We start from the raw sequence: 25141 nt of genomic DNA on the forward strand, positions 1-25141 counted from the left end.
GGCTCAGCCGCCGTCGAGCAGGATGAGTTCTCCGTTCAGATAGGACGAGGCGTCGCCGGCCAGGAACAGCGCGGTGCCCACGATCTCGTCGGCCGCGGCGATCCGGCCCAGGCTCACCCGCTCGGCGGTCCGGGCCTGGAGGGTCTCGGTGGGCAGGGAGCGGTGCAGGCTGTCGGTGTGGAAGGTGCCGCAGACGATCGCGTTCACCCGGATGCCTCGGTGGCCGAACTCCTGCGCCGAGGCCTTGGTGAGGGCGTTCAGCCCGGCTTTGGCGGCGGCGTAGACGACGGTGAACGGCGACGGTTGCAGAGACGCCTTGGAGCTGATGTTGATCACCGAGCCGCCGGGGCCCATGTGCTCGACGGCGAGCGCGGTGAGCCGCAGCGGGCCCTTCAGATTGACCGCGATGGTCTTGTCGAACAGCTCGGAGGTCACCGCCTGGAGCGACGGCGGCACCGGGGCGATGCCGGCGTTGTTGACCAGCACGTCGATGCGGCCGAACTCGGCGACGGTCGCGGTCACCAGCGCCTCGCACTGCTCCCAGTCACCCACATGGCAGCCGAACGCCAGCGCTCTCCCGCCGAGTGCGCGGATCTCCTCGGCCACTGCCTGGCAGGGTGCGAGCTTGCGGCTGGCGACGACGACGTCCGCGCCGGCCTCGGCGAATCCCAGCGCCATGGCCCGGCCGAGCCCCTTGCTGCCGCCGGTGACCACCACGACCTTGCCGTCGGCGCGCAGCGTGGGAATGCTCATTCGCTCGCTCCCAGTTCCAGTTCCAGTTCCAGTTCCAGTTCCGGCTCCAGCTCCGGGTCTGGGCCGTCGGCCGCGTCGCGGGCGATGCCCTCGACCAGATAGCGGATGTGCAGCGCGAACAGTGTGTCGGCGTCCTCGGCCGACACACCCCCGGCGTCGCCGCCCGGCCGCACCCCGCGCCTGGCCCCGCCGACCGGCGGCTCCGCGCCTGCTTCAAGCGCCACAAAGCCCACCGTCGCCCACATCACCAGCCGGCAGGCCCGCACCGCGGCGTCGGCGGCGAGGCCGTCCCGGCGCATCGCCTCCACCAGCGGACGGGAGGCCTCGACGTAGGCCTGTCGGCGTGGGGCCACGATCAACCGGCTGTCGCGCATCTGCCTCAGCCGGAGCCGAAGTTCGGCGGCCCAGCGCGGGGCGTAGGCGGTCCAGGGCTCGTCCTCGGCTCCGGGCGGGGCCAGGTCGGCGAGCAACTGGTCGGCGATGGCCTCGATCAGCGCCTCCTTGTTGCCGACCCGGCTGTAGAGCGGGACCGGCGACACCCCGAGGCGGGCCGACACGCTGCGCATGCTGACCGCGTCGAGGCCCTGCTCGTTGAGGATCGAGACGGCCGCGGCGACGATCTGGTCGGCGTCGAGGGCGAGGTCATGGGGCTTGGCCACGGTTCAGGCTCCTCCGAGTACGAGTTTGCCGAGGACGGCGCGGTCGGCCAGGCGCCGCAGGGCGTCCGGAAGTTGGTCGAAGTCCACGGTGCCGGTCACGGTGTTCCGCAGCCGGCCCGCGCCCACCAGCGCGGACAGTTCGGCGTGGACGCCGTCGAGTCCGGCCCGGGAGTAGCCGCCGGCGAACACCCCCACCAGCGAGGTGTTGCCGAGCACCCACTGGTGGGCCGGGATCTCCGGCCAGGAGCCGCTGGCGAAACCGACCGAGAGCAACCGTCCGCCCCGGGCCAGCGCGCCCGCCGCCTCGGCCGCGAGCGTCCCGCCGACCGGGTCGTAGACCAGGTCGACGCCGTGGCCCCCGGTGGCCTCGCGGAGCGCGGCGCCGAGCGGGGGTCCGTCGCGGTGGTTCAGCGCCACCTCGGCGCCGAGGTCGCGGCAGTACTGCGCGCGGTCATCGCCGATGACAACGGCGATGACTCGGGCGCCGAGCGCCCGTCCGAGCTGGATCGCGGCGCTGCCGCTCCCACCGGCGGCGCCCAGCACCGCCAGCCGGTCACCCGGGGCGAGCCGGCCCCGTGCGACCAGAGCGAGCCAACCGGTGAGGTGCGGGATCCAGAAGCCCGCCGCCCGGGCGTCGTCGAGACCGTCCGGGACCGGGAAGGTGGAGCCGGCCGGGGCCAGGCACTCCTCGGCGAACGAGCCGTGTCCTTCGGTGAACGCCGTCACCGCCAGCACCCTTGTCCCGAGGGGTACGTCGACCCCGGTTCCGACCGCGCTGACTGTGCCGACCACCTCCTGCCCCGGGGTGAACGGCAGGGCCGGTGTCAGCGGGTAGGTGCCGCGGCACATCAGCACATCCGGCAGGCCGATCCCGGCGGCGCTGACCCGAATGCGCAGCTGCCCGGGGCCCGGTTCCGGCGGATCGATCTCGACCTGGCGGAGCACCTCCGCGGGTTCGCCGTGCCGCTGCACCTGCCAGGCCCGCATCAGGGGCCCTCCGTTCCGAAGTCGCGGGCGGTCTCCTCGGGGAACAGCATGGCGGCGATATGGGAGAAGTCGCCCGCCGCCGGTGGCAGTGAGGAGCCGCCGCACACCCCGAGGATCTGGCCGGTGATCCAGGCCGAGTAGTCGGAGGCGAAGTAGACCACGGCACGGCCCACATGGGCCGGGTCGCCGAGGGGGCTGGCGAGCGGGTCGGCCGCCGCGAGCGGGGTGCCGCTGCGGATCAGCGCCAGGTTCTCCTCGGTGGTCGCCGCCGCGCTGGACTCGGTGTCCATCCAGCCGGGCCGGATGCCGTTCACCCGGATGCCGAAGCGCCCCAGCTCGGCGGCGGCGAACCGGGTGAGTTCGTCGACGGCGGCTTTGCTCACCGAGTAGCTGCCCATGAACGCCGCGGGTCGGGCACTGGCGATGGACGACATGGTGATGATGGACCCGCCCCTGATCCGCATCAGCCGGGCCGCGTGCTTGATGGTGTGGGCGGTGCCCAGCACATTGACGCCGAGCGGCAGCATCCAGTGCTCGGCGGTCAGATGGAGCAGCGAACCGGGCATCGCGGTCCCGGCGTTGGCCACCGCGATGTCCAGCACACCGTCCGCCGCCGCCGCGTCGACCGCCGCGGCGACCTGGTCCTCGTCGGTGACATCGGCGGTGACTGCCCGCACCCCGACCAGTCCGGCGGCGGCCAGTTCGTCCCTGGTCGCGGCCAGGACCTCGGGTTCCGGTCCGCAGATGGTGACCTGGGCCCCGGCTGCGGCGAGGGCGATCGCGGTGGCCTTGCCGAGGCCGGTCCCGCCTCCCGTCACCAGGGCCGTGCGGCCGGTCAGCGACAGCACCGGGGGTTGGCTGGGCTCGCTCACGTCAGGTCTCCTCGCTCGATGACGGTGATGGCGCTGTGCAGCAGCAGGTCGGCCTGGCGGCCGAAGTGCGCGTGCACCGGATGGGGGGACTGGCCACGGAGGAACATGGCGTAGCTGCCTTCGAGGACGACCGCGAGCTTCCAGCGGGCGAACACGTCGTACCAGCCCAGCGCGCCCACGTCGCGGCCGGACCGGTCGGCGTAGCGGGCGATCAGTGCGGAGCGGCTTGGGAGTTGGTCGACGGCGAAGGCGGGCTCCTTGCTGACGCCGAGCCGCAGCGTGCCCTCCGGGCCCGGATGGAAGACCAGCGCCCAGGCCAGGTCGACCAGGGGGTCGCCGACGGCCGCCATCTCCCAGTCCACCACCGCGAGCAGCCGGGGCGGCGATTCGGGGGCGAAGAGCACGTTGTCGAGCTTGTAGTCCCCGTGGCAGAGCGCCGCGGGCTGATCAGGGGGCTGGTTGGCGTCGAGCCAGGCGGCGATCCGGTGGGCGGCCGGCAGCTCCCGTCCGTCGTAGGACTCCAGTTGGGCCAGCCAGCGTGCGGTCCTGCTCCGGTCCGGGGCGGCGGCCGAGCGGTCGAGGTCGGCGAGGCCGCAGGCCCGCCAGTCCACGGCGTGGATCGCCACCAGGGCGTCGACCAGCTGGTCCAGGGCCGCGGGTTGCTCGGCGGGGGAGTGGGCCCAGGCCGCCGGGATCCGGTTGCGGACCGGCACCCCGTCGATCCGCTGCATCAGGTAGAACGGCGCACCGAAGACCGCCGGGTCCGCACAGGCCAGCACCGGGCGGGCGATCGGCACCGGCTCGTCCTTGATGGCGTCGAGGATGCGGAACTCGCGCAGCACATCGTGCGCAGAGGACGCACTGGCGTGCTTCGGCGCCCGGCGGAGCACCCACCGGTCCTGGTCGCGGGTCACCGCGAAGGCCTCGCAGGAGCCACCGCCGGTCAGCGGTTGCACACTGACGGGTCGTCGGTCACCGAGCCGTGCGTCGAGGAACCGCTCCAGGGGGGTCATCGCGCCCTCTCCCGGTGCAGGATCTCCCGGCGCACGATCCCGGGCACCTCGGCGAGCGCGGTGATCACGAAGTCGGCCTGGACCAGAGGCGGTTCGGGCCCGGCGTCGACCGTCAGCCAGGCCGTGCGCATGCCCAGCGCGGACGGCCCGTGCACGTCGTGGCGCGGGCTGTCGCCGACGAACAGCGCCTCCGCGGGCTGGCAGAAGGCCTTGGTCAGCGCGACCCGGTAGATGCCGGGATCGGGCTTGCAGGATCCGGCTGCCTCGGAGCTGGTCGCGGCGTCGAGCAGTTCGCCGAGGCCGAGCCGGTCGATGAGCCCGGCCAGTTGCTCCTGGTCCATGTTCGAGACGATCTGCACATGGACGCCCATCACCCGCAACTCGCGCAGGGTGTCCACGACGTCGGCCCGCAGTGTCGCCGCCTCGATGGTGGCCCGGTACTGGCGGTCCACGGCGGCCCGGGCCACCACGGGGTCGAGCTCCCGCCCCAGCGCCGCCGCCGTCGCGGTGAACGCCTCGGCGAACAGCTCGCGGTGGGAGTAGAACTGACTCCTGGTCACCGCCCGGTACGCGAGGCCCAGGCCCTCCCGGTATGCGGCCCGCAGCTGCCGGTCGGCGGCCTCGACGCCCACTGCCCCGGCCACGAACCTGAGTTGCTCCAGATGCACCCCGCGCAGCGCCCGGTCGCTGAACAGCGTGCCCGCGAAGTCGAAGAGGACGGCCTTCATATCACGCCCGCCGCCGCCCGCAGTTGGGCCCATTTGGCCTCGGCGGCGGGCCGGCGGCTGGGGATGTGCTCGGTCGGCCAGCCCTCGACCGGGGTGTGCCGCGCGAGCAGGGTGCGGGCGAGGACCGACTTGTGCAGTTCGTCGGGGCCGTCGCCGATCGGCCCGAACCGGGTCGACCGGTACCAGGACTCCACCGGCAGATCGCTGGAGTAGCCGAGCGCTCCGCAGACCTGGATGGTGCGGTCGAGCACACCGAGGACCACCTTGGACACATGGGCCTTGACCATGCCCAGCTCGGCCCGGACGGCCTTGGCGCCGTGCCGGTCCATCCGCCACGCGGTCTGGAAGGTGAGCAGCCGGGCCGCCTGGATCTCCATGTGCGAGAGCGCCACATAGTCCTGCACCATCTGGTGTCCGCCGAGCGGCCGACCGTGCGAGGTCCGCGACACCGCCCGCTCGCACATGATGTCCAGCGACCGCTGGGCCTGTCCGAGCCAGCGCATCGCATGGTGGATCCGGCCTCCGCCGAGCCGCTGCTGGGCCAGGACGAAGCCGTCGCCGGGGGCGCCGATCAGGTGGTCGGCCGGCACCCGGCAGTCGTGGAACCGAATCTCGGCGTGGTTGCCCGGGCGTCCGAACTCCACCTCCGGGTGGGCCATGGTGCCGATGTCGCGGACGATCTCCATGCCCGGGGTGCCGGCCGGCACCACGAACACCGAGGCGTGCCGGTGCGGTCGGCCCTCCGGCGTGGTCTCGGCGAAGACCAGCACGATGTCGGCCACCGAGGCGTTGGTGATGAACCACTTGTGGCCGTTGAGCACCCACGCGTCGCCGTCCAGCACGGCGGTGGTGCCCAGTACGGTCGGGTCGGCGCCGGCCGTGGAAGGGCTCGGTGAGGGCGAACGCGCTGGAGATCTCACCGCGCAGATTGGGCCAGAGCCAGCGCTCCTTCTGGGCCTCGTCGGCGCCGTGGGCCAGCAGTTCCATATTGCCGCTGTCGGGGGCCTGCACCCCGAAGACGGTCATCGACATCATGCAGCGGCCGATGACCTCGGACATCAGCGCCAGTTTCAGCTGGCCGAAGCCGGTCCCGCCGAGGCGCGGGTCCAGGAACGCACCCCACAGTCCCTGTGCCTTCACCTGGTCCTGGAGATGCTGCCGGACCACCAGCCATTCGTGGTCCGGCAGTTGGTCGAAGACAGGCTCAAGCGGAATCAGCTCGCGGTCGATGAAGGAGCGCATCCAGACGAGCTGCTCCTCGAAATCCTGGTCGGTCTCGAAGTCCCACGCCATGGATTACAGTGTTATCACACCGTCTCCCACTCAACTACCCCCTGACCACCGCGAAGTTGAAGTTCCCGTCGCCGAACGCGCCGAGGAGGCGCAACCACAGCGGCATCAGCAGTTCCGTCGCCCCCGCGCTCGACAGGTCGCCCAGGTCCAGGATCTGCCCGGCGGCCCAGCCGAAGGATTCCAGCAGTGCTGCGACCTGGGCCTTCGCCTCGGGGTCGTTGCCGCTGAGGAAGACATTGTGGTGGCCGGGGATCAGACCCGGTTCGACCATCACCGTGTTGGTCATGGTGTTGAGGGTCTTCACCACCCTGGTCTCCGGGAACGCCTTCTGCAGCTGCTCGGCGACGCTCGCCCCGTCCGGGGTGACCACGCTGGGCGGGAACCCGGCCGAGAAGTCCAGCGCGTTGGAGACGTCCACCAGGACCTTTCCACGCAGGTTCGCCGCGCCCGCGGCCTGCAGCGCCGCCAGCGACACCAGGCCGCCGGTGGCGTTGACCACCAGCTCACTGCCCGCGGCGGCGTCGGCGAAGGTGCCGTGCCCGCCGCCGCTCTCGGCGGCCCACCGGGTGGCGTCGGCGTTGTCGGCGGTGCGGGAGCCCATCGTGACGTCATGGCCGAGCGAGACGAGCTTGCCGGCGAGCCGTCGGCCGACATCTCCGGTTCCGAATACGGCGATCTTCATGGCGGGACACTCCTTCATCGGTCCTGGTTCATTGGTCCGTGGTGGGGGCGGTCACGGGGGACCCGTTCGGGTCCAGCTCGCGGACGAGCAGGGTCGCGCCGGCCACCGCGCCCGGCATGGCGAACACGGCGACCAGCGGGATCAGGAACAGCAGCACCAGCGGCACGCCGAAGCCCAGCGCCAGCGGCAGCCGTCCACGCAGTCGGCGTACGCGCTGACGGAACGTCAGGCTGCGTCGCTGGAAGGCGAGTGCGGTCAGCTGCTCGGTGAGGAAGAAGCCGGAGACGCAGATCCCGACGACCGGGATCACGGTCTGGCCGACCACCGGGATGAAGCCGAGCACGAACAGCAGCAGGCCGATGCAGGCGACCAGCAGCACCGAGGCCAGCGCGTCGCGCAGCCCCCACAGCAGTTGGCGCCACCACGGCAGGCCAAGCGGAGCGGGCCCGCCGCCCTCGATCTGCTCGACCCGCTCCGACAGCGACTCGTAGAACGGCTCCCCGATCAGCAGGGTCACCGCGGTGAAGGTGACCACGGCGAGCATCAGCCCGCCGCCGACCAGTATCAGCGCCGCCAGATCCCTGGTCGTCGTACGCAGCCCGGAGGACCAGTGGTCGGCGAACGGGGTGAGCCAGTCGGCGAGGTCCCCGACCCAGGTGACCAGCGCGGCGAGCGCGGCCAGGTAGAGCAGCAGCGACACCAGCCCTGGCAGCAGCCCGAACCCCCACCACCGGCCGTGCCGCATGGCCCAGCGCTGACCGTGCAGCAGATGGCGGAAGCCCCGTATCAGTTGACGCATGGGATGCAGTGTGCCGCACGACGAGGCCGGGGTGGCCATCCGGGTGCGGGGTCACGGTGCGGCGGTGACTGCGGGCGTCGCGGTCGTCACGGTCGCTGCGGTCACCAGAGCGAGGAGTGCTTCTCCACATAGGCCGCCGCGCGCTGGACCAGTTCGGGATCGGCGGGCGGGGCCTGGTCCGGATGGGTGTCGGCCCAGTGCTTGAGGTAGGGGCAGAGCGGGACGACCGGGCGGCCTTCAGCCGCTGCCGCGCGGTAGAACTCCACGGCGAGCCTGCCACCGATGCCCTGGCCCTCGTGGGCGGGCTCGACGATGGTGTGCACGCCGACGCGGGCGGCGGGGGCGCCCGGGTCGCCCTCCAGGAGGAAGTAGTCGATCCGGCCTGCCTGCCTGCCGTCGACCAGGACCTCGAGCAGGCTGTGACCGTCGTCCTGCAGCTGGAAGCTGTCCTTCTCCACGCTGTCCACGCTCTCCTCCTCAGCTCTGCCCCAGTCGCAGCACCGCGCCCAGGCGGCGCCCACGCGCGACGGCGGTTTCCACCACCGCCGCGCCGAGGACCAGCAGGGCCAGGCCGGCCCCCAGGGCCAGGGTAAGCCGGTAGTCGGTCCGAAGCGCGGGTTGGATCGGACCGCCGGTGAACTGACGCAGATTCAGTGAGTCGCCCATGAGCCGCGGCTCCAGCAAACCGAGCAGGGTGCCGCCGACGGCGGCGGCCACCGCCAGCGGGACCAGTTGCAGCAGGTGCAACGCCCCCGCCGCCCTGCTGCCGAGGCCGAGGGTGCGCAGGAACGAGGTGGTACGGCCGCGCTCGGCGGAGGTGAGCACCAGTTCCAGGGCCACGGCGAGCAGCCCGAACAGCACGGCGAGAGCAGTGCTCTCGGCGTAGATCGTGCCGACGCCCCGGGTCAGGCCGTCCTGGCGCAGGGCGGCCAGCGCCTCGGAGCGGACCCGGATCTGCGCCAGCGGGCCGAGCACCTGGGCCCCGGCGGTCCGCAGCGCGGTGGCGGTGGCGGTGGCTGTTGCCGTGGCAGGGGCTGTGGGGCCGGTGTCGTGGAGCAGGACCACGGTGCTTCCTGAGGACTGCTGCGGCAGCAGGTGCTCGGCGGAGGCGGTGGTGATCAGCAGCGGGGTACCGGGGGTGATGTGGGCAGTGATCGGGCCGAGCAGCGGATCCCGCAGGTCGGCGGGGGTGAGGGTGCCGCTGGGGTCCAGCTTCAGATGGACGGCGGGCTGGCCGTAGGCCTGGAAGGAGGCGGTGAAGCCGCCGCTGCGCTCCCGGGCCCGGAGGGTGGGGGAGGCGACAAAGGGGAGCTGGTAGGTGCTGCTGCCGAGATCCTTGGGAGCAGTGCTCAACTCCGAGAGCAGTGCTCTCGCGAGGGGCGAGGAGGGCGCGACCGCCGTCAATTGGTGCGGATCCACCGTGATCACGGCGACCGAGGAAATCCCGGCCCCGTCCGCCTCGCCCACCAGATTGAGCACGTGCGCCTGCTCGACAGCGGCGCGTATGCCGTTCGCCGCGCCGGGCTGCGCGCCCGCTGCCGCGCCCGCCTGCGCGCCCGCCTGCCCGCCCGTCGCCGCGCCGGCCAGCGCGCCCAGCGTTGGCGTGCTGTTGCCCTCCGTCGTCGCGGAGGCGTCCGCGCCGGTGCTCCAGGCCGCGCCCACGGCCGCGCCGTCGCCGACCGTCCGCTGCACCAGGCCGCCGAACACCGCCGTCCCCAGCGTCAGCACCAGCACGAACAGCGCCAGCCCGGTCGCCGAGGCGTCCCGCGCGGCCCGGGACAGGCCGACGAACGCCAGCAGCCCCGACCCGCGCCGGGTCTGCCGTGCCAGTAGCCGCAGCACCAGCGGATACACCCGCAGCAGCACCAGCACAGCGGCAACCGCCACCAGCACCGGCACCGCGCTCAACTCCCCGTCGGCCCCCTGCGACCGCAGCGCGACCACGCCCGCGACCGCCGCCAGCAGCACCGTCAGCTCCAGCACCGCCCGTCGCCCGCCGACGGCCCTCCTCCCGGCGGACCGGCCCGCGCGACGGGAACCCGCCGAGGAGCGCGACTCCCGTACCGCGAACCAGGTCAGCAGCGGCACCAACAGCGCCGCCACCACGGCGGCAGTGGCGGCGGGCACCGGCTGCGGCGAGCCGGAGGTGCCCGAGGGGGCGAGCGACTGCCCCAGCACCCAGCCGAGCACCGCGCTGACCAGCACCACCGGCCAGGCGATCGCGCTGCGCAGCAGTATCAGCCGCAGCGCGGACGCCCCGCGGGCCCGCTGCAACCGCAGCTCGCGGTCCCTGCGGCGCAGCAGCAGTCGGACCGCGACGACGGCGGTGGCCAGCGCGACCGCCGCCAGCGAGGTGACGGCGAACGCGCCGACGATCCTGGCCTGGTCGTCCTCGGCGGTGAAGGCGGTGAGCAGCGGGGTCAGCCCGTCCGACACCAGGAACGGGCCGGTTTCCTGGCTGCCGAGCTGGCAGCTCGGACCGCCGGTGATCTCGTCGGCGCCGTGGCACAGGGCCGCGTTGAGGTCCACGCTGTAGCCGGACAGCGGCCCGGTCAGCGTGCGGGCCCTGGCGACTGTCGCCCGGCCCAGGTCCGCCCGCAACTGCCAGGTCACCAACGGGCCCTGCACCCCGGCGTAGGTCAGCAGGTCGGCGGCGTCGGTGCCGACCAGGCCACGGGCGGCCAGTACCGTCCCTGCCGTGTTCTGCTCCGGATAGCGGAGCGGCTGGGCCAGCGTCGCCCGGCTGACCCAGAAGCCGTCGGCGGTGGCCAGCAACTGGAACACCCCGCTGACGACCAGCGTCACGTTGGGCGCGGGCTCCTCCATCTCGGCCGGGTTCTTGAAGCGGAGCTTCAACTGACTTCCGGTCCGCACGCCCAGCGCCTGCGCAGTGGCCTGGGAGAGGGCCACCTGCGGCGGGGTGCCGACCGGCGTCAGATCGGCCGGCGCGTGGCCGCTGATGTAGCGGAGATGGGCTGAGGTATCCGGGATATGACTGATGGTCAGGTTGCTGTCGGTGACAGTCAGGTCCGGCGGACGGGGTGAATCCAGGGCCGCCGCCTCATAGTCGTAGCTGCCGCCCCCGGCTCCGCTCCCGGTCACGGACAGGCTCTGGGCCGCGGCGCCGCTGAGCCGGTCGGTCAGCTTCGGGCCGTCCGCCAGCACCGTCGCCATGGACAGGGCGGGCGGCCCGGTGGCGTTCTCCACCTCGGGGACGGTGCTCACGGTCAGCAGCGGGGCCTGGGCCTGCGCGCTGGTGATCCGCTGCCGCAGCGCCTGGTCCTCCTGCCGGCCGACCAGCGCCGGACCCAGCGCGCACAGCGCCGTCAGCACCGCGACCAGCAGCGCCAGGCAGGCCAGCAGCGGCAGATCCCCGCGCGCCTCCCTGCGCACCAGCCGCAGCGCCATCGAACCGCCCCTCCCCGTCCCGTCCGTCCCCGACGCCGACCTGTCCGACAACGACCCCGTCCCGTCCGTCCCCGACCCCGTCCCGTCCGAACCCCCGCGGCTCATCCGCCCTCCCCGGCCCGGAGCACCCGTACCAGGTCCACCCTGGCCAGTAGCCGGGCCAGCGCCATCACCACGGCGCTGATCGCCCCGGCCGTCACCAGCGCGGTCAGCCCCACCCTGCCCCATGGCAGCACCAGCCGCAGCGGCGGATACGGGACCTGCCCGCTGTCGTCCACCGTGATCAGCGGCAGCACCGCGCCCGCCAGCGCCGTGCCCATCAGCGCGCCGGGGACCACCGCGAAGAGAGCGATGCTCAACTGCTCCGCCCCCAACAGCGAGGACAGCTTTCTCGACCGCATGCCCATGGCTCTGAGCAGTGCGAACTCCCGTCGCCGCTCCCGGCTGGAGATCACCGCGTGGACCGTGAAGCCGACCACGGCGAAGCAGGGGGCGAGGATCCGGCTCAGTTGCAGCACCTTCCGCAGCCCGCTGCGGAACGGGTCGGCGCGCAGGGCCGCTGCTGCCTGCACCTTGGTGACGGCGCTGCCCAGCGCGGGCTGCGCGTTGATCGCGGCGGCCGTCCTGGCGCTGTCGTCCGTGGTCAGCCACCAGAGCGCGGGGTCCTGCTGGGGAGCCCCGCTGACCGTCAGCGCGGCGGCGAGCTGCCGCTGGTCGGCGACCAGGTGCCCCTGCCCCCGGCCGAGACCCGGCAGGGAGTCCACCCGGCCGACGATCCTGGCGGGGACCCCGCTGCCGGTGCCGAGGTCCAGGGTGGTGAGACTGCCCACGGCGAGGTGGCTGTCCTTCAGGGCGAGGGCATCGGCCCGGACCGGGAGCGGGGCCGGCTTCGCGGACGGGGTCGCGACCAGGCGCAGCTGGCTGTTGGGCTGGGTGTCGACGACATCCATGCCGGGGAACTCGCCCGCCCCCGCCGGAGTGCCCCGGAATCCGGTGCTGATGCCCACCCGAAGCAGGTCGGGGCCGCCCGCCGCAATCGTGCACACGCCCGGCATCCCGTAGTTGTAGTTCCCGGAGACATTGCCCTTGCAGGCCCCCGCCGTGGCGTCCGCCGCGCCGTCGGTGCGGTCGGCCCAGGCCTGGCCCGACGGCAGCTGCGCGGCCCACCTGTCGGCGGCGCCGGTGCGCGAGCCGATCCGGTGCAGGTCGAGGTCCAGCAGCGCCGGATGCACATTGGGCTGCGGGAACAGGGTGATCGCGGTCACCGTCAACGGGTAGGCGCGGGGGTGGCCGCCGCTCAGCGGCACGTCCAGCGGGACCGCCACGGTGTGCCTGGCCCCGTCCGCGGGCGGCAGTACGCCCGACACCGTGCTGGCCAGTCCCGAGGCGTCCTGCAAGGTCACTTCCAGGCGCGGCGCGGCGGTGTTGCCGCCACTGCGCAGCGTCTCGTCCAGCAGCAGCGCGGTCGGAGCTTGCGGCGGCGCGGTCGGCTGTCCCGGCAGGGCGGTGCCGAAGACAGCCGGGGAGCGGGTGTCGGGCGCGGCCCCGGCGATGGTGCCGACCAGGCTCACGGTCACCCCGCCGGGAACGTTCGCCGTGGTCTCGGTCACCGGCGTCACCGCGGTCACCCCCGGCAGCGCGGCATAAGCAGCACGCAGCACGGTGGCCGGGTAGGTGCCGTCGCCGGACGGGTCGATCCGGACGTCCGCGCCGACGCTGAACGCAGCCTGGTCGGCGGCGAGGCCGTCCAGGCAGGCCAGCGCGGTGGTCGCGAGCGCGCCGACCGACACGGCCAGGCACATCAGCACCACAGGACCGGCGTTGCGGGCCGAGCGCCGGCTCAACTGCCACCCCGCCAGCGGCAGCACCAGGCCACCGCTACGGCGGCCGAAGCCGTCCAGCAGCCGGGACGTCAGCGGCAGCAGCCGGAGCAGCAGCAGCGCCGCGGCCCCGCTCGCCAGCACCGGGACCAGCACCAGCACCGGGTCCACCGACAGCCCGCCGCCCGCGTCGGAGCCGGCCACCACCGAGCGGTGCCGGTCCAGTTCCAGGTAGCCGAGCACGGCGACCACCAGCAGCGCCAGGTCGGCGCCCATCCGCTGCGCGGCCGCGGCCCGCGCGCCCCGGGCCACCCGCAGCCGCAGCGGCGGCAGCACCGGCAGCAGCACGGACGCGCCGTGCACCAGCAGGGTCAGCCCGACCGCCGCCCAGGCGGCCGGACCGAGCGTGCCGGGCTGCAGCAACCCGGCCAGGAACGGCGCGGCGACGGCGGCGGGAATGCCGGTGACGGCCCACTCGGCGGCGGCGCCCCGCAGCAGCCGCGCCGTGCCGGCCCCTCGGGCCTGCTGCAGCGCCAGTTCGCTGCGCCGGTGCAGGGTCAGCTGACGAGCCGTCAACACCAGTGCGGTCAGTGCCAACGCGGCCAGCAGCGCGGTCGGCAGATAGAGCGCGGAGCGGGCCACCACGGTCGGCACGGCCAGGGCGTCGATGGCCTGCGGCAGAGCGGAGAAGACGGTCAGATTGCTGAGCGGCGGCTGCGTCCCCCGGAACACGGAGAGGCTGGTCTGGCTGCCGGAGAAGGCCCGGACCCGGTCGTGCAGCCCGCCGAGGCTGCTCGAATCGAGGTGGGCGAAGTCGGGCTGGACCCCCCAGTGCGCGGTCAACTGCCCGTTCAGCACGGCGCTGCCGTTCAGCGCGGCGGGGGAGACCAGCAGCAGGTTCTGGGTGCTGCTGTCGGTGCCGGACAGGTCTCCGGCCATGCCGGGCCAGAATCCGGCCGCGCCGCGCTGCTGGTAGACAGCGGCGATCCGCAGCGTCATGGTGCGGCTGAAGGCGTCCTGCAGGTGGAGGGTCGATCCTGGCTTCAGGCCCAGCCGCTGGGCCAACTGCTGCGGTACGGCGGCGTCCACGGCGGCGGTGGATCCGGTGGCGACCCGGACGTCGGGCAGCGAGGTGAACGCGGCGGCGGTGGCGTCGCCGACCCCGGCGGGCCAGTGGCCGGCCACCAGTCGGCCGAACTCGGCCGCGTCCTGCACCGCGACCGGGTGCAGAGTACTGCCGCCGGGGCCGGCCGCGGTGGTGCCGCTGCCGTTGCTGCCACCGTCGATGCCGGTTACCGAGACCGGCGAGGTGTCCAGCAGCCCGAGGTAGGTCCGCTGCGGCACGTCCCCGAAGACCCGGCCGGTGGCGGCCCGTACGTCCCGGTCGGCGGCGGCCATTCCGTCGGCCTGGAAGTTCGCGGTCACCAGCACCTGGGCGCCGGCCGTCGCGGACAGCCGCTGGGCGGCCCCGCGGTCGACGGAGGTGCCGGCCAGCGCGGTGAGCGCGGCCAGCACCGCTGCGGAGAGCAGGACGGTCAGCGAGACGGCGGCCAGGATCAGCCCGTGCTGGGTAGAGCGTCTGACCGTGCTGGGAAGACGGAGGCGGCGGCGGTCCACGGCGGCGGGTCGGTGATGCGGTGGTGGCGGTGGTGCGACGGCCGTAGCGACCACGTGGGTCCCCCCGTGGTCTGGATCATGAATTGGTCACGGTGCGTCACAGTCTTACCGGGCGCGGAGGGTAGGTGCAAGGAATATCGGATATTCCGACCGGTTCCGGAACCAACCCGTCTGACTGGCCTGCCCTTGTTCCCAGCTACACCGGCAGTCGCTTCAGCCACTCCAGTGAGGTCACCTTGAGCGCGCTGTCCGGCGAGCCGTCCCACTCCACCCGCAGCCCGGCCGCGGTCAGCTCGGCCACCACCTCGGCGCCGATCTCGGCGGTGGTGGCGGGAACGGCCGCGGTGGAATCGGTGAAGTGGCCGTAGGCGAGCCACAGCGCCCCGCCGTTGGCCGCACCCTCGGTGGCCTGCTGGTGGAAGAAGACAAAGCCCCGTGCGCCCTCGGCCGCCTCCGCCCCGATCTCGCCGCGCCCGCAGGTGCCGCAGCAGGCGAAGTTCATCCGCGCGGTGACGCCCCGCGCCTCCAGCGCGGTGAAGGCCTCCGCCAGCCGGTCCGGGTCGGTGACGGCGGGCCAGGACTGCTGCTCCCGCTCGCGTTCCCGCCACGGCCCGACGACGATGCGGCAGGCCTGCTCCAGACTGACCTCGTGCTCCGCCGGATCGAAGTGCTCCTGCACCGCCCGCGCCACGTCCCAGTACCCGTCGAAGCCGCAGCGGATCAGCGACTGGGCGAACTCCTCGGCCTCGGCGCGGGCCTCCTGGTCCAGCGTGGGGGTCGAAGTGAGGTCCAGCCGGGTCCAGGCCACGGCGCCGCCCCAGGCCGCCCCGTCCCTGATCCAGTCCAGGAACAGCTCGGTGACCTGCCCCGGGCCCTCCGACTCCGCCCCGAACTGCCGCTCGGGCCCGCCCGCCCGGTGCTCCACCTCGTACACCCCGTCGTCCCGCCGCCAGGCCTGCAGGAACACCTCGTCCTGGCGCGGCTCGCAGTCCCGCTCGACGATGACGTAGCGGTCACCGTCCGTGCCCACCCGGGCGAGTACGGCAGCGAGGACGGTCGCGGTCGGACGGCTGAGGACCACCCCGTCCTCGGTGCTGAGCAGAACGGGCAGGGGAGCGGCGGCGTCGGCTGCGGTATCCATCCCCGCATCCTGCCAGCGCCCACCGACAGCGCGGCGGCCGCCACTGCGCCGGCCGCCACCGCGGGGGCGGCCAGCGGCCAATCGCGCTGGTGGTGTCCCTGCTGCACTTGGAGAACTTCCGCGCCAGGGGCGTCCACGGCCCGGCCCTGGCCCGCGTCCTGGCTGCCCCGGAACGCGGTCAGTCGTCGGCGGTCTGGACGGGCCCCTCGTCCGGGCATCGCGCGCCTTGGCATACCTCGCCCAGCAGACGGCGGGGGCCGGGGCCGTCGCGGCCGAGTTCGTCGCCGGGGTTCGACAGGCGGCAGGTCCGCAGTGACAGGCAGCCGCAGCCGATGCAGCCGTCGAGGTTGTCGCGCAACCGCTGGAGTTGCTCGATCTGGGTATTCAGTCGTTCGCGCCACGTTGCCGACAGGCGCGCCCAGTCCGCTTTGGTGGGGGTGCGTTCCTGGGGCAGTGAGGCGAGCGCCGCACCGATCTCGGCGAGCGGGATGCCCAGGTTCTGCGAAACCCTGACGAACGCCACCCTTCGCAGCGCATCACGCCGGTACCGGCGCTGGTTGCCGGCCGTCCGGCGGCTGGAGATCAGCCCTTTGGCCTCGTAGAAGTGCAGGGCGGACACCGCGACGCCACTGCGGGCTGCGAGTTCTCCTACGGTGAGTTCGGCGACCGTGATGACCATGCACGGAATCGTCCCATGCTCCGGTGCTTGACCTCAAGTTGACTTGAGGTTCTAACTTGGGGCCATGAACTTCACCGACGCCGAACTGGCCTATTTCCGGACTCAGCGGCTGGGCCGCCTCGCGACCCTCGCAGGCGACGGAACCTTGCAGAACAACGCGGTCTGCTACCACGCGAACACCGACATCGGAACGATCGACATCGACGGCTGGAACCTGGGTGCCAGCCGCAAGTTCCGGAACGTCGCCAAGACCGGCGAGGTCGCCTTCATCATCGACGACCTCACCTCGGTCGACCCCTGGAAGGTGCGCGGCATCGAGATCCGCGGCCGGGCCGAGGCCTTGACCGGCCAGGACCGCGGCAGCGAACACGTCGGCGCCGAACTGATCCGCATCCGTCCCCGCACGATCTTCACCTGGGGCATCGAACCCGACGCCGCCGGTATGACGCGTCGATCCGCATGATTCGGCCTTCTGGGAGCGTGTTCCAGCAGCGGGCAACCCGCCTGCATTTCCTGATCTTTCGCCAGTCACCGCACTGGCCGCACCGCTCCCGCTATGATCCCCGCCATGGGGGAGATCTGCTGCGGAACGTGCGGTTCGGAGCGGCTCGGGCCGCTGGGTGAGCTGCGGACGGACAACGAGGCGCGGCTGGGGGCGATGCACAGCCTGACGCTGCGGTTCCGGCGGCCGGGCGTGTTCAAGCCCCGGCCCGAGTACCAGGCGGCGTACGGCCGGATCTGCCGCGACTGCGGGGCGCTGACCGCCTTCCTCGACCCGACGGCGCTCAGTCGCTTCAACGCCGAGGCGGACACGGTGCTGCCGGTGGAGTTCGACCCGTACGACACCTGAGCTCGGCTCACGGGTCGGCCCTACGGGCGAGGCGAACTCGCCTGACGGAGGATCGGGATGGCGTTACTGACCCACGCTCCTAGGCTGCAGTCCGTGCCACGGCCAGGAGGTGCGAAGCTGCCGCCAGCAGCGCCGGATGGGCGTCCGCAAGGCGGGCCGCCGCCAGGGCCGACAGCAGGACCGGGTCGTCGTCCGCCAGTGGCTGCCCGGCCCTCTGCTCCACCGCCTTCACCAGGCCCCACAAACGAGCTGTCAGCCGCGGTGAGCCGGCGCGCGTCCCCGAGTTCTGTGCTGCATCCGGCCCGTACCCCAGCCACGGTCAGCCGCTCCGCCTCGGCATAGCCCGCGCCGTACCACGCGACGACCTTCGCGCCGTCCTCGTCCGTCGCCACCCCGGGAGTCTCCGAGGCCGGCACTACCGCTCCAGCTCCCGACGCAGGAGGTCGTACGACTCCTCGTCGAAGGCGACGAGCCGTACCGCCTCCACGGCGGTCGCGGCGGTGCGCAGGGTGTGGACCGCGATGCGGGCGGCTTGGTCCGGCGGGTAGCCGTAGACGCCGGTCGAGATGGCGGGGAAGGCGACGGATCTGGCGCCGAGTCCGTCGGCGACCTCGAGGCTGCGGCGGTAGCAGGAGGCGAGGAGTTCGGGTTCACCCTGGTCGCCGCCCTCCCAGACCGGGCCGACGGCGTGGATCACATGGGCGATCGGCGGGCCGAGGTCGAACGCGGGTGTCGCCATCGCGTCGCCGGTCGCGCACGGGCCGATCGCGGCTCCGGCCCTGGCCAGTCGCGGCCCGGCCGCGCGGTGGACGGCGCCGTCCACACCTCCGCCGCCCATCAGGGACTCATTGGCTGCCGTGACGACGGCGTCGGTGCTCTCGCTGGTGATGTCACCCAGCACCACGGTGATGGTGGTCATCCGTCGATGCTCTCATCCGCCACGGCCGCGGGCACCCCTGTTCCGGGCTCAGTTGGAAATCGACGAGTAGCCGGGGGCCATGGTGCAGGTGCCGGCCTTGTTGATCGTGTAGTCGACCGAGGTCAGCAAGCCGATGTAGCCGTCCATGGACCGGCCCGGCGTCGGCGGGCAGGTGATGGTGGCGCCGTGGACGACGAAGGAGTAGGTCAACGTACCGGAGCGGGTCTCCTGCCAACCGGTCTGAGTTCCGCCGGAGCCGCCGTCCGGGCTGCCTTCGATGCGGTCGCCCTCTACGCCGCAGCCGCCGCAGTCGCGGATCTGGACGTCCCAGGGAGTCGAGTCGGTGATCGTCACGACGAATCCCGTCGGCTTGGCTGCGCCGTCGCTGCTGCATCCCGCCGCCGTGAGGGCGACGACCGCGGTCGCCAGAAGTAGCGTCCACCGCCGCGAAATGGTCTCTGACCTGCGCATATTGTCCCCGCCCCGTACTGCCCGATGCTGTGAATCATGACTGTGACACGCGGGTTCGATCACCGCACTGCGATTTCCCTCACAGCCTTGGAAGCGGAAGAGCTGCAGGATCTTGTCCCATGACCTCTCTTCACTGGAGCACTCACGCGGTGGAGCTGGGGCCCCGCAGTGTGAGCAAGCGGTTTGGGTCTGGGAATCGTGAGAAGTGCGAGCGGGAGTGGCGGGCGCTGACGTTGCTCGGCACGTATGCGGCGGGGCTGGCTCCCGAGCCGCTGCGGGTGGACCTCGCTGCCGTGGAGCCGGTTGTGGTGATGTCCCGGCTGGCCGGTGAGCCGCTGCGTGGGCAGTCGCTGACCGAGCAGCAGATCAGGGCCCTGGCCGCGGCGGTGGGCGAACTCCATATCGCGGTGCCGCGGGAGATTCTGGCCACGGTTCCACCCAGACCCGGTCGGCATCAGGAACTTGTCGCCCACATCCGGTCCTGGGTGCCGCGGGCTCGCTCTCGGGTCGACGGCGAGGTGGCCGGGGCCATGGACTTCGGCCTGGCCTGGTTGGCCCGCTCGGACATGGGCAGGGCCGGACAACTGGACGTTCCCCCGGTCTTCGGGCCAGGGGACGGCAACCTCGCCAACTACCTCTGGGACGGCGCCCGGGTGCGGGTCGTCGACTTCGAGGACTCCGGCCTCAGCGACCGCGCCTTCGAACTGGCAGAGATCACCGAACATGTGGCCGGTTGGGTGGACCAGCCCTTTGACGTCGACACCTTCCTGAACCAGTTCGATCTGACCACGGCGGAATCCGTTCGGCTGCGTGAGTGCCGCAGATTGCTCGCCCTGGTCTGGCTGTTCCTCCTCTGCTTCGACTCCTTCGCCTCCCTCGACGACGGACGGAGTCCTCGGAATCCGCCGGGCACCGTGCTGCGGCAGGCCCGCCGCCTGCGGGAGCTGCTCTCTTGAGCGAGAGCCGGCGGCGAGGCCCCCAGCGAGCCCGCGCCGAGGCATTCGAAAAGGGCTTCGACAACGGTCCGCGAAACGACCACGTTTGAGTGACATTGCGGAGCAACCCCCCGTCCCCAGTGATAGATCTTCGGATTCGATGTCCGCGATCGTGGGGAGCCACGCATGTCAATCGACACAACCTCAGTGGCGCCGCTGCTGCTTGACGCGCCCGCGGTTGTGGTGAGCGAGCACCGGCTCACCTTCGACGGCTTCGAGTACGTGGCGCGCGTCGCCCGGCAGGGCGCCGGGGTGACCGCGCCGCTGGTCATCCTGGGCGGGTCCTCCCAGGACCGGTTCTCCTGGGCCCGGCACGAGACCGCGCTGCTGCCGCTCTGCGACGTGGTCACGGTCGACCTCCCCGGCTACGGCGAGGCCGACCCGCTTCCGGAGAAGTACGGCATGGACTTCCTGGCCGCCGCCACCCGGCACATGGTGGACTCGCTCGGCCTGGGCGAGGTCAACCTCTTCGGCGGCTGCTTCGGCGGGGCGATCGCGCTGCGCTTCGCCCAGCACTACCCGGACGCGGTGGAGCGGCTGATCCTGGTCGGAATGACCACCTTCGTCCCGCCCGAGTACGAGCAGGCCGCGAACCGCTGGCTGGGGATGCTCGACGAGGGCCGGTACGCGGCGATGGCGGAGGAGCTGGTGCTCCGCTTCATGGCCCCGCCGGGCACCGGCTCCATCCGCCGCCACGCCGCGATCGGGCGGCTGATCCACCGCCAGTTCATGGAGCAGACGCCGCGTCAGTTCGGGATGGCCGTGGCCGACCACAACCGCCGGCTGATGCGCCACGAGTGGTACCGCCCCGAGCCCGTGCCGCCGGTCCCGGTGCTGGTGTTCACCGGCGAGCACGACTCGCTGACCCCGCCCGCGATGGGCCGCCACCTCGCCGGGCTGCTGCCCGGCGCGGCGTTCACCACCGTCCGCGACGCGGACCACCTGGTGCACATGGAGCGGATCGAGGAGTTCACCGACCTGCTCGGCCGCTTCCTGACGGACTGCCCGGTCGACGCACTGCCCTACTGCAACGAACTGGAGTACCCGGGCTCGGTCGGGTCGGTCGCCACCGTCGGCTCGGCCGGCACCGTCAGCACGTTCGGCTCGGTCGACCTGCCCAGGTAGGTCACCGGCCCGGGGTAGGGCACGTCGATCTCGTGGAAGCCCAGCCGGTCGTAGAAGGCCCGCGCGTTGGTGTTGGTGCTGACCATGGCGAGGTAGACCGCGGGCACGCCCTTGGCGTGCAGCGCGGCGAGAAAGGCGTCCATCAGCGCGCGCCCGTGGCCGGAGCGCTGGTGCTCGGGCAGCAGGTCGATGTGCAGATGGGCCGGGTAGCCGGCCAGTTGAGGGACGATCATCCGCTCCGGCCAGTGCAGCAGTCGGATCATCATCTCGGTGGGCGTGGACGGCTCGCCGGCCGGCGGCGGGAAGCGGTCGGTCACCGTCGGCAGCCATTCGGTCCGGAACCGCGCGACGAAGGCCTCGGTGTCGGCCGTCCCCAGCACATAGCCGACGGCCCGTTCCCCGTCGTCGACGACAAAGGTGAGGTCGGGTTCGAGCACCGCGTACGGGGCGGCGAAGATGCTCGGGATCAGCTGCGGGTCCGGGTAGACCTCTCGGGAGTCGCCGCCCTCGTGGGCGGTGCGGACGCAGATGTCGTCCAGCGCGGCGCGGTCCTCGGGCCGGTAGGGGCGGACGAAGGGGCGGTGGCGGGTCGGGTGCATGGGTTGATCGTGGTCCATCTGAGAGCGCTCCCACAAGGCTTGCGGCCTGCTGGCCCGAGGACGGCCCAGGACGGCCCGTGCCGGGCATAGGCTGTCTGCTATGGCCTCCTCCTCCGCCCTGGACCTCCTCGGCTCCGGCAAGTACCTGCTGGTCACCACCTACCGCAAGGACGGTCGCACCGTCCCCACCCCGGTCTGGGCGGTTCGCGACGGCGACGCCCTGGGGATCTGGACCGTCGCCGACTCCGGCAAGGTCAAGCGCATCCGCAACCGCGGCGAGGTCCTGCTCGCCCCCTGCGATGTGCGCGGCAACCGCAAGGGGGACGACGTCCCCGGTCTGGCCGAGATCCTCCCCGCCGACCAGACCGGCCGCTACCGCGACCTGCTCAAGCAGAAGTACGGCCTGATCGGCCGACTCACCCTGTTCGGCAGCAAGCTCCGCCGCGGCGACACCGGCACCGTGGCGATCAGGATCACGCTCAGTTCCGAATAGCACAAGCACAAGCCCAAGAAGCCCCTGGCGTACCGGCTCCTACTGCTCCGCCTGCTCCGCGCCGAAGAGCAGTTCCCGGGTCACCAGCCGGTTCACCCGGACGTGCTCCAGGGCGCAGGCCCGGGCCCGGTCCGGGTCGCCGGAGGCGATGGCGGCCAGCAGTTGGCGGTGCTCGCCCAGCAACTGGTCCCAGTGCTCGTTCTGCCGGGTGAGCCGGCGCAGCCTGCCCTCCAGCGGTTCCAGCGCCGCGGCCAGCAGGTTGTTGTCCGCCATCGCCAGGATCCGCTCATGGAACCGGGTGTTGAGCTCGGTGATGTCCTCGGCCACCCGCTTCCCGGTGGCCAGCGCGGCCCGGTCCAGCAGGTCCTCCAGCGCGCGCAGCTCGGCCGGGGTGGCCCGCTGCGCTGCCAGTCCGGCCGCGAACACCTCCAGCGCCTCGCGCAGCTCGAACAGCTCGTCCACGTCCTTGGAGGTCAGCCCTCTGACCACGACCCGGCGCGGGGAGAGCGCGACCACGAAGCCCTCGGCGGTCAGGGTGCGGATGGCCTCGCGCACCGGGACCCGGGAGACGCCCATGGCCTCGGCCAGCTCGCGTTCCACCAACCGGCTGCCCGGCGGCAGTTGCCCGCTGACGATGCGTTCCCGCAGCTCGGCCTGTACCCGTTCGCGCACGGCGGCCAGCGGCTGCTGCGCGTCTGCTGCGGTTGCCACGGCCTGCTCCCGAGTGCTGGTGATCGTCCCGGCCCCAAGCCTAGCGGCGCCGACCGACCACCGGCCGTGCTGACCGACCGCCGGCCGTAACCCACAATTCACCGGGCGAACAAGGACGTAACACAAGGGGCGTTGCCCGGTCCGCGGTCGCGGTCCCATTCTCGGAGGAACAGCTTTGGTATACCAAGCACCGCCCAGCATGGAGGCGATCGTGACCGTTACGTCCAGTACCGAAGTGCCCGAGAGACCAGCACTCGACAACCCTGACCCCCGGCTCCACAACGAGGACCTCGCCCCCGCGAAGGACCGCAACTGGAAGGTCTTCGACCTCTTCGCGATGTGGATGTCCGACGTCCACAACCTGGGCAACTACACCTTCGCCGCCGGGCTGCTGGTCCTCGGCATGAGCGCCTGGCAGATCTTCAGTTCGCTGCTGCTCGGCTTCGTGATCATCTACTTCGGGATGAACCTGATGGGCCGGATCGGGCAGACCACCGGGGTCCCGTTCCCGGTGGTCGCCAGGATCAGCTTCGGCGTCTGGGGCGCCAACATCCCCGCGCTGATCCGGGCCGTGATCGCGGTGATGTGGTACGGCATCCAGACTTATCTGGCCTCGGTCGCGGTGGACGTGCTGCTGCTCACCGCCGCGCCCAGCCTCACCTCCTGGACCCACCACAGCTTCCTCGGCCTGGACGCCCTCGGCTGGGTGTCCTTCCTGGTGCTCTGGGTGGCCCAGGCGCTGATCATCAGCCGCGGCATGGAGTCGGTCCGCAAGTTCCAGGACTTCTGCGGCCCGGCGATCTGGCTGGTGATGCTCGCCCTGGCGATCTGGATCCTCAGCAAGGCGCACTGGAGCATCCCGCTCACCAGCTCGCTGAAGCACGTCTCCACCGGCGAGCAGGTGCGGCAGTGGTTCGGGGCGGTCGGTCTGATCCTGTCGACCTACGGCACGCTGATGCTCAACTTCTGCGACTTCTCCCGCTTCGCGCCGGACCGGAAGACCGTCAAGCGCGGCAACTTCTGGGGCCTGCCGGTCAACTCCACCGCCTTCGCGCTGCTGTCGGTGGTGGTCACGGCGGGCAGCCTCAAGGTCTTCGGGCACGCCATCACCGACCCGGCCGAGCTGATCGCCAAGGTCGGCAACACCGCGGTGCTGGTGATCGGCGCGCTGACCTTCGCGATCGCCACCATGGGCGTCAACATCGTCGCCAACTTCGTCTCGCCCGCCTACGACCTGGCCAATGTCTGGCCCAAGCGGATCAACTTCAAGCGCGGCGGCATGATCAGCACCGTGGCCGCGCTGGTGGTGCTGCCGTGGAACCTCTTCTCCAACCCGACCGTGGTGAACTACTTCCTGGGTGGCCTGGGCGCCTTCCTCGGCCCGCTGTTCGGGATCATCATCGTGGACTACTACCTGGTCAAGCGGGGTGTGATCGACGTCGCCAAGCTGTTCACCGCGGACGAGACCTCCCCGTACTACTACAAGCGGGGCTTCAACCCCAAGGCCGTCGCGGTGTTCGCGCCGACTGCCGCGATCAGTGCGGTGATCGCCCTGGTCCCGGCGTTCTCGCAGGTCGCGCCGTACTCCTGGTTCATCGGCACGGCGAGCTCGGCGCTGCTCTACCGGCTGGTGGCCGGCGGCGGGTCGAACCCGGCCCAGGCCCCGGCCGCCAACCCCGACCCGGCTGCGAACACCGCAGCACTCGCCGCCGAGGCCGAGGTCAGCTGAACCGATGCGGATCCTGGTCACCAACTGCAACACCACCGAGGCGATGACCGAGGAGATCTGCCAGGGTGCCCGGAGCGCTGCTTCTCCGGGCACCCTGATCCACGGTCTGACGCCGAGCTGGGGCCCCGAGTCGGCCGAGGGCTGGCTGGACAGCTACCTCTCCGCCGCCGCCGTGCTCGACCTGCTCAGGGGCGAGGCGGAACGCGCCGGCGCGGCGGGCGGCGAACCGTTCCACGCCGTGGTGATGGCAGGGTTCGGCGAGCACGGCCGCGAGGGCGCGCGGGAGCTGCTGGACGTCCCGGTGGTCGACATCACCGAGGCCGCCGCCCATCTCGCCTGTCTGCTGGGCCGCCGCTACGCCGTTGTCACCACCCTTGACCGCACCCGCGGCCAGATCGAGGACAGCCTGCACACCGCCGGCGTCGGCGCCCACTGCGCCGCCGTGGTCGGCACCGGCCTGGGCGTGCTGGAGCTGGACGACGAGCGGCGCACCCTGGCCGCGGTCGGCGCGGCGGCGGTACGGGCCAGGGCGGCCGACGCCGAGGTGCTGGTGCTGGGCTGCGCCGGGATGACCCGCTGGCGCGGCGAGATCGCGGCGCGGACCGGGATGCCGGTGGTGGACGGGGTCGGGGCGGCGGTCCGGCTGGCCGAGGCTCTGGTCGGGCTGGGGCTGAACACCAGCAGGATCGGCTCGTACGGGCGTCCGCTGCCCAAGCGGCGGGTCTGGTCCGCACCCGCGACAGCGCCCGCGCGCGTGCATTGACTTCTCTGTGTCAAGGTCCCAGCTTGGCATCTGAC

At 72.2% G+C, this 25141-nt stretch carries 26 protein-coding genes and 1 pseudogene; 7 read left to right on the forward strand and 20 right to left on the reverse strand.

The window, feature by feature from the left end; translation table 11 throughout:
- Positions 1-3: 3 nt before the first annotated feature.
- The 15 genes and pseudogenes from ACXKR8_RS39895 to soxR all read right to left on the reverse strand — a co-directional run bounded on the left by ACXKR8_RS39895 (position 4) and on the right by soxR (position 16451).
- A complete protein-coding gene (locus tag ACXKR8_RS39895) occupies positions 4-753 on the reverse strand; it encodes an SDR family NAD(P)-dependent oxidoreductase (RefSeq protein ID WP_458269392.1) in 750 nt (249 codons plus the stop codon).
- Positions 750-1412, reverse strand: a complete 663-nt coding sequence (locus ACXKR8_RS39900; RefSeq protein WP_458269393.1) for a TetR family transcriptional regulator — start codon at positions 1410-1412, stop codon at positions 750-752. Before ACXKR8_RS39900 ends, ACXKR8_RS39895 begins: the two co-directional genes overlap by 4 nt.
- Positions 1413-1415: 3 nt before the next feature.
- A complete protein-coding gene (locus ACXKR8_RS39905) occupies positions 1416-2399 on the reverse strand; it encodes an NADPH:quinone oxidoreductase family protein (protein WP_458269394.1) in 984 nt (327 codons plus the stop codon).
- On the reverse strand, positions 2399-3271 hold the full coding sequence (locus ACXKR8_RS39910; protein ID WP_458269395.1) for an SDR family NAD(P)-dependent oxidoreductase: 873 nt from the start codon (positions 3269-3271) through the stop codon (positions 2399-2401). The genes ACXKR8_RS39905 and ACXKR8_RS39910 overlap by 1 nt, the downstream gene beginning before the upstream one ends.
- Positions 3268-4284, reverse strand: a complete 1017-nt coding sequence (locus ACXKR8_RS39915; RefSeq protein ID WP_458269396.1) for a phosphotransferase family protein — start codon at positions 4282-4284, stop codon at positions 3268-3270. The genes ACXKR8_RS39910 and ACXKR8_RS39915 overlap by 4 nt, the downstream gene beginning before the upstream one ends.
- Entirely contained in the window at positions 4281-5012 is a 732-nt protein-coding gene (locus ACXKR8_RS39920) for an HAD family hydrolase (protein ID WP_458269397.1), read from the reverse strand. The genes ACXKR8_RS39915 and ACXKR8_RS39920 overlap by 4 nt, the downstream gene beginning before the upstream one ends.
- Positions 5009-5932 carry an acyl-CoA dehydrogenase family protein gene (locus ACXKR8_RS39925; protein ID WP_462100038.1) on the reverse strand — a complete coding sequence of 308 codons (924 nt, stop codon included), beginning with the start codon at positions 5930-5932 and terminating at the stop codon, positions 5009-5011. The genes ACXKR8_RS39920 and ACXKR8_RS39925 overlap by 4 nt, the downstream gene beginning before the upstream one ends.
- A gap of 55 nt (positions 5933-5987) precedes the next feature.
- Positions 5988-6305, reverse strand: a pseudogene (locus ACXKR8_RS39930) (acyl-CoA dehydrogenase family protein); the annotation flags it as partial.
- 34 nt (positions 6306-6339) lie between these two features.
- Positions 6340-6987 (reverse strand): NADPH-dependent F420 reductase, encoded by a 648-nt coding sequence (locus ACXKR8_RS39935; protein ID WP_458269399.1) that lies wholly within the window; start codon positions 6985-6987, stop codon positions 6340-6342.
- A 28-nt stretch (positions 6988-7015) separates the two neighbouring features.
- On the reverse strand, positions 7016-7786 hold the full coding sequence (locus ACXKR8_RS39940) for an EI24 domain-containing protein (RefSeq protein ID WP_458269400.1): 771 nt from the start codon (positions 7784-7786) through the stop codon (positions 7016-7018).
- Positions 7787-7887: 101 nt separating this feature from the next.
- A complete protein-coding gene (locus tag ACXKR8_RS39945) occupies positions 7888-8253 on the reverse strand; it encodes a GNAT family N-acetyltransferase (protein WP_458269401.1) in 366 nt (121 codons plus the stop codon).
- Between the two features lie 10 nt (positions 8254-8263).
- Positions 8264-11194, reverse strand: a complete 2931-nt coding sequence (locus ACXKR8_RS39950; RefSeq protein ID WP_458269402.1) for a hypothetical protein — start codon at positions 11192-11194, stop codon at positions 8264-8266.
- 101 nt (positions 11195-11295) lie between these two features.
- Positions 11296-14685 (reverse strand): ABC transporter permease, encoded by a 3390-nt coding sequence (locus ACXKR8_RS39955; protein WP_462100039.1) that lies wholly within the window; start codon positions 14683-14685, stop codon positions 11296-11298.
- A 142-nt stretch (positions 14686-14827) separates the two neighbouring features.
- Positions 14828-15772, reverse strand: coding sequence for a DUF6891 domain-containing protein (locus ACXKR8_RS39960; protein ID WP_458269404.1), 945 nt, complete (start codon positions 15770-15772; stop codon positions 14828-14830).
- A 178-nt stretch (positions 15773-15950) separates the two neighbouring features.
- A complete protein-coding gene (gene soxR, locus ACXKR8_RS39965) occupies positions 15951-16451 on the reverse strand; it encodes a redox-sensitive transcriptional activator SoxR (protein ID WP_458269405.1) in 501 nt (166 codons plus the stop codon).
- A gap of 64 nt (positions 16452-16515) precedes the next feature.
- Between soxR and ACXKR8_RS39970 the strand changes: the two genes are divergently transcribed.
- Together ACXKR8_RS39970 and ACXKR8_RS39975 are read left to right on the forward strand one after the other, a co-directional pair.
- Positions 16516-16914, forward strand: a complete 399-nt coding sequence (locus ACXKR8_RS39970) for a PPOX class F420-dependent oxidoreductase (RefSeq protein WP_458269406.1) — start codon at positions 16516-16518, stop codon at positions 16912-16914.
- A gap of 105 nt (positions 16915-17019) precedes the next feature.
- On the forward strand, positions 17020-17301 hold the full coding sequence (locus tag ACXKR8_RS39975) for a hypothetical protein (RefSeq protein ID WP_458269407.1): 282 nt from the start codon (positions 17020-17022) through the stop codon (positions 17299-17301).
- A 79-nt stretch (positions 17302-17380) separates the two neighbouring features.
- On the opposite strand, the gene ACXKR8_RS39980 is transcribed toward ACXKR8_RS39975, so the two are convergent.
- The 3 genes from ACXKR8_RS39980 to ACXKR8_RS39990 form a co-directional block, all read right to left on the reverse strand.
- The gene (locus tag ACXKR8_RS39980) at positions 17381-17524 is read right to left on the reverse strand and encodes a hypothetical protein (RefSeq protein WP_458269408.1); all 144 of its coding nucleotides are present in this window, start codon (positions 17522-17524) and stop codon (positions 17381-17383) included.
- A 192-nt stretch (positions 17525-17716) separates the two neighbouring features.
- Positions 17717-18220 (reverse strand): O-acetyl-ADP-ribose deacetylase, encoded by a 504-nt coding sequence (locus tag ACXKR8_RS39985; protein ID WP_458269409.1) that lies wholly within the window; start codon positions 18218-18220, stop codon positions 17717-17719.
- A gap of 48 nt (positions 18221-18268) precedes the next feature.
- Positions 18269-18574: a hypothetical protein gene (locus ACXKR8_RS39990; protein WP_458269410.1), complete on the reverse strand. Its 306-nt coding sequence runs from the start codon at positions 18572-18574 to the stop codon at positions 18269-18271.
- Positions 18575-18810: 236 nt separating this feature from the next.
- On the opposite strand from ACXKR8_RS39990, the gene ACXKR8_RS39995 reads away from it, so the two are divergent.
- Both ACXKR8_RS39995 and ACXKR8_RS40000 read left to right on the forward strand, forming a co-directional pair.
- Positions 18811-19647, forward strand: coding sequence for a phosphotransferase family protein (locus ACXKR8_RS39995; RefSeq protein ID WP_458269411.1), 837 nt, complete (start codon positions 18811-18813; stop codon positions 19645-19647).
- A 165-nt stretch (positions 19648-19812) separates the two neighbouring features.
- Entirely contained in the window at positions 19813-20811 is a 999-nt protein-coding gene (locus ACXKR8_RS40000; protein WP_458269412.1) for an alpha/beta fold hydrolase, read from the forward strand.
- Here ACXKR8_RS40000 and ACXKR8_RS40005 read toward each other — a convergent pair.
- Entirely contained in the window at positions 20709-21410 is a 702-nt protein-coding gene (locus ACXKR8_RS40005) for a GNAT family N-acetyltransferase (RefSeq protein WP_458269413.1), read from the reverse strand. The genes ACXKR8_RS40000 and ACXKR8_RS40005 overlap by 103 nt on opposite strands.
- A 100-nt stretch (positions 21411-21510) precedes the next feature.
- On the opposite strand from ACXKR8_RS40005, the gene ACXKR8_RS40010 reads away from it, so the two are divergent.
- Positions 21511-21903, forward strand: a complete 393-nt coding sequence (locus ACXKR8_RS40010) for a PPOX class F420-dependent oxidoreductase (RefSeq protein ID WP_458269414.1) — start codon at positions 21511-21513, stop codon at positions 21901-21903.
- Positions 21904-21942: 39 nt separating this feature from the next.
- Here ACXKR8_RS40010 and ACXKR8_RS40015 read toward each other — a convergent pair whose 3' ends face one another.
- Positions 21943-22614, reverse strand: coding sequence for a GntR family transcriptional regulator (locus ACXKR8_RS40015; RefSeq protein ID WP_458269415.1), 672 nt, complete (start codon positions 22612-22614; stop codon positions 21943-21945).
- A gap of 199 nt (positions 22615-22813) precedes the next feature.
- On the opposite strand from ACXKR8_RS40015, the gene ACXKR8_RS40020 reads away from it, so the two are divergent.
- Positions 22814-24343: an NCS1 family nucleobase:cation symporter-1 gene (locus ACXKR8_RS40020; RefSeq protein ID WP_458269416.1), complete on the forward strand. Its 1530-nt coding sequence runs from the start codon at positions 22814-22816 to the stop codon at positions 24341-24343.
- Positions 24344-24347: 4 nt separating this feature from the next.
- Entirely contained in the window at positions 24348-25106 is a 759-nt protein-coding gene (locus ACXKR8_RS40025; RefSeq protein WP_458269417.1) for an aspartate/glutamate racemase family protein, read from the forward strand.
- The last annotated feature ends 35 nt before the right edge of the window (positions 25107-25141 follow it).

This window comes from Streptacidiphilus sp. PAMC 29251, from assembly GCF_054208735.2.

Coding starts and splice junctions, on each gene's coding strand:
- ACXKR8_RS39895 (WP_458269392.1), bottom strand. CDS start 753: ATGAGCATTCCCACGCTGCGCGCCGACGGCAAGGTCGTGGTGGTCACC.
- ACXKR8_RS39905 (WP_458269394.1), bottom strand. CDS start 2,399: ATGCGGGCCTGGCAGGTGCAGCGGCACGGCGAACCCGCGGAGGTGCTC.
- ACXKR8_RS39915 (WP_458269396.1), bottom strand. CDS start 4,284: ATGACCCCCCTGGAGCGGTTCCTCGACGCACGGCTCGGTGACCGACGA.
- ACXKR8_RS39920 (WP_458269397.1), bottom strand. CDS start 5,012: ATGAAGGCCGTCCTCTTCGACTTCGCGGGCACGCTGTTCAGCGACCGG.
- ACXKR8_RS39935 (WP_458269399.1), bottom strand. CDS start 6,987: ATGAAGATCGCCGTATTCGGAACCGGAGATGTCGGCCGACGGCTCGCC.
- ACXKR8_RS39940 (WP_458269400.1), bottom strand. CDS start 7,786: ATGCGTCAACTGATACGGGGCTTCCGCCATCTGCTGCACGGTCAGCGC.
- ACXKR8_RS39950 (WP_458269402.1), bottom strand. CDS start 11,194: ATGGCGCTGCGGCTGGTGCGCAGGGAGGCGCGCGGGGATCTGCCGCTG.
- ACXKR8_RS39960 (WP_458269404.1), bottom strand. CDS start 15,772: ATGGATACCGCAGCCGACGCCGCCGCTCCCCTGCCCGTTCTGCTCAGC.
- soxR (WP_458269405.1), bottom strand. CDS start 16,451: ATGGTCATCACGGTCGCCGAACTCACCGTAGGAGAACTCGCAGCCCGC.
- ACXKR8_RS39970 (WP_458269406.1), top strand. CDS start 16,516: ATGAACTTCACCGACGCCGAACTGGCCTATTTCCGGACTCAGCGGCTG.
- ACXKR8_RS39975 (WP_458269407.1), top strand. CDS start 17,020: ATGGGGGAGATCTGCTGCGGAACGTGCGGTTCGGAGCGGCTCGGGCCG.
- ACXKR8_RS39985 (WP_458269409.1), bottom strand. CDS start 18,220: ATGACCACCATCACCGTGGTGCTGGGTGACATCACCAGCGAGAGCACC.
- ACXKR8_RS39995 (WP_458269411.1), top strand. CDS start 18,811: ATGACCTCTCTTCACTGGAGCACTCACGCGGTGGAGCTGGGGCCCCGC.
- ACXKR8_RS40000 (WP_458269412.1), top strand. CDS start 19,813: ATGTCAATCGACACAACCTCAGTGGCGCCGCTGCTGCTTGACGCGCCC.
- ACXKR8_RS40005 (WP_458269413.1), bottom strand. CDS start 21,410: ATGCACCCGACCCGCCACCGCCCCTTCGTCCGCCCCTACCGGCCCGAG.
- ACXKR8_RS40010 (WP_458269414.1), top strand. CDS start 21,511: ATGGCCTCCTCCTCCGCCCTGGACCTCCTCGGCTCCGGCAAGTACCTG.
- ACXKR8_RS40020 (WP_458269416.1), top strand. CDS start 22,814: ATGGAGGCGATCGTGACCGTTACGTCCAGTACCGAAGTGCCCGAGAGA.
- ACXKR8_RS40025 (WP_458269417.1), top strand. CDS start 24,348: ATGCGGATCCTGGTCACCAACTGCAACACCACCGAGGCGATGACCGAG.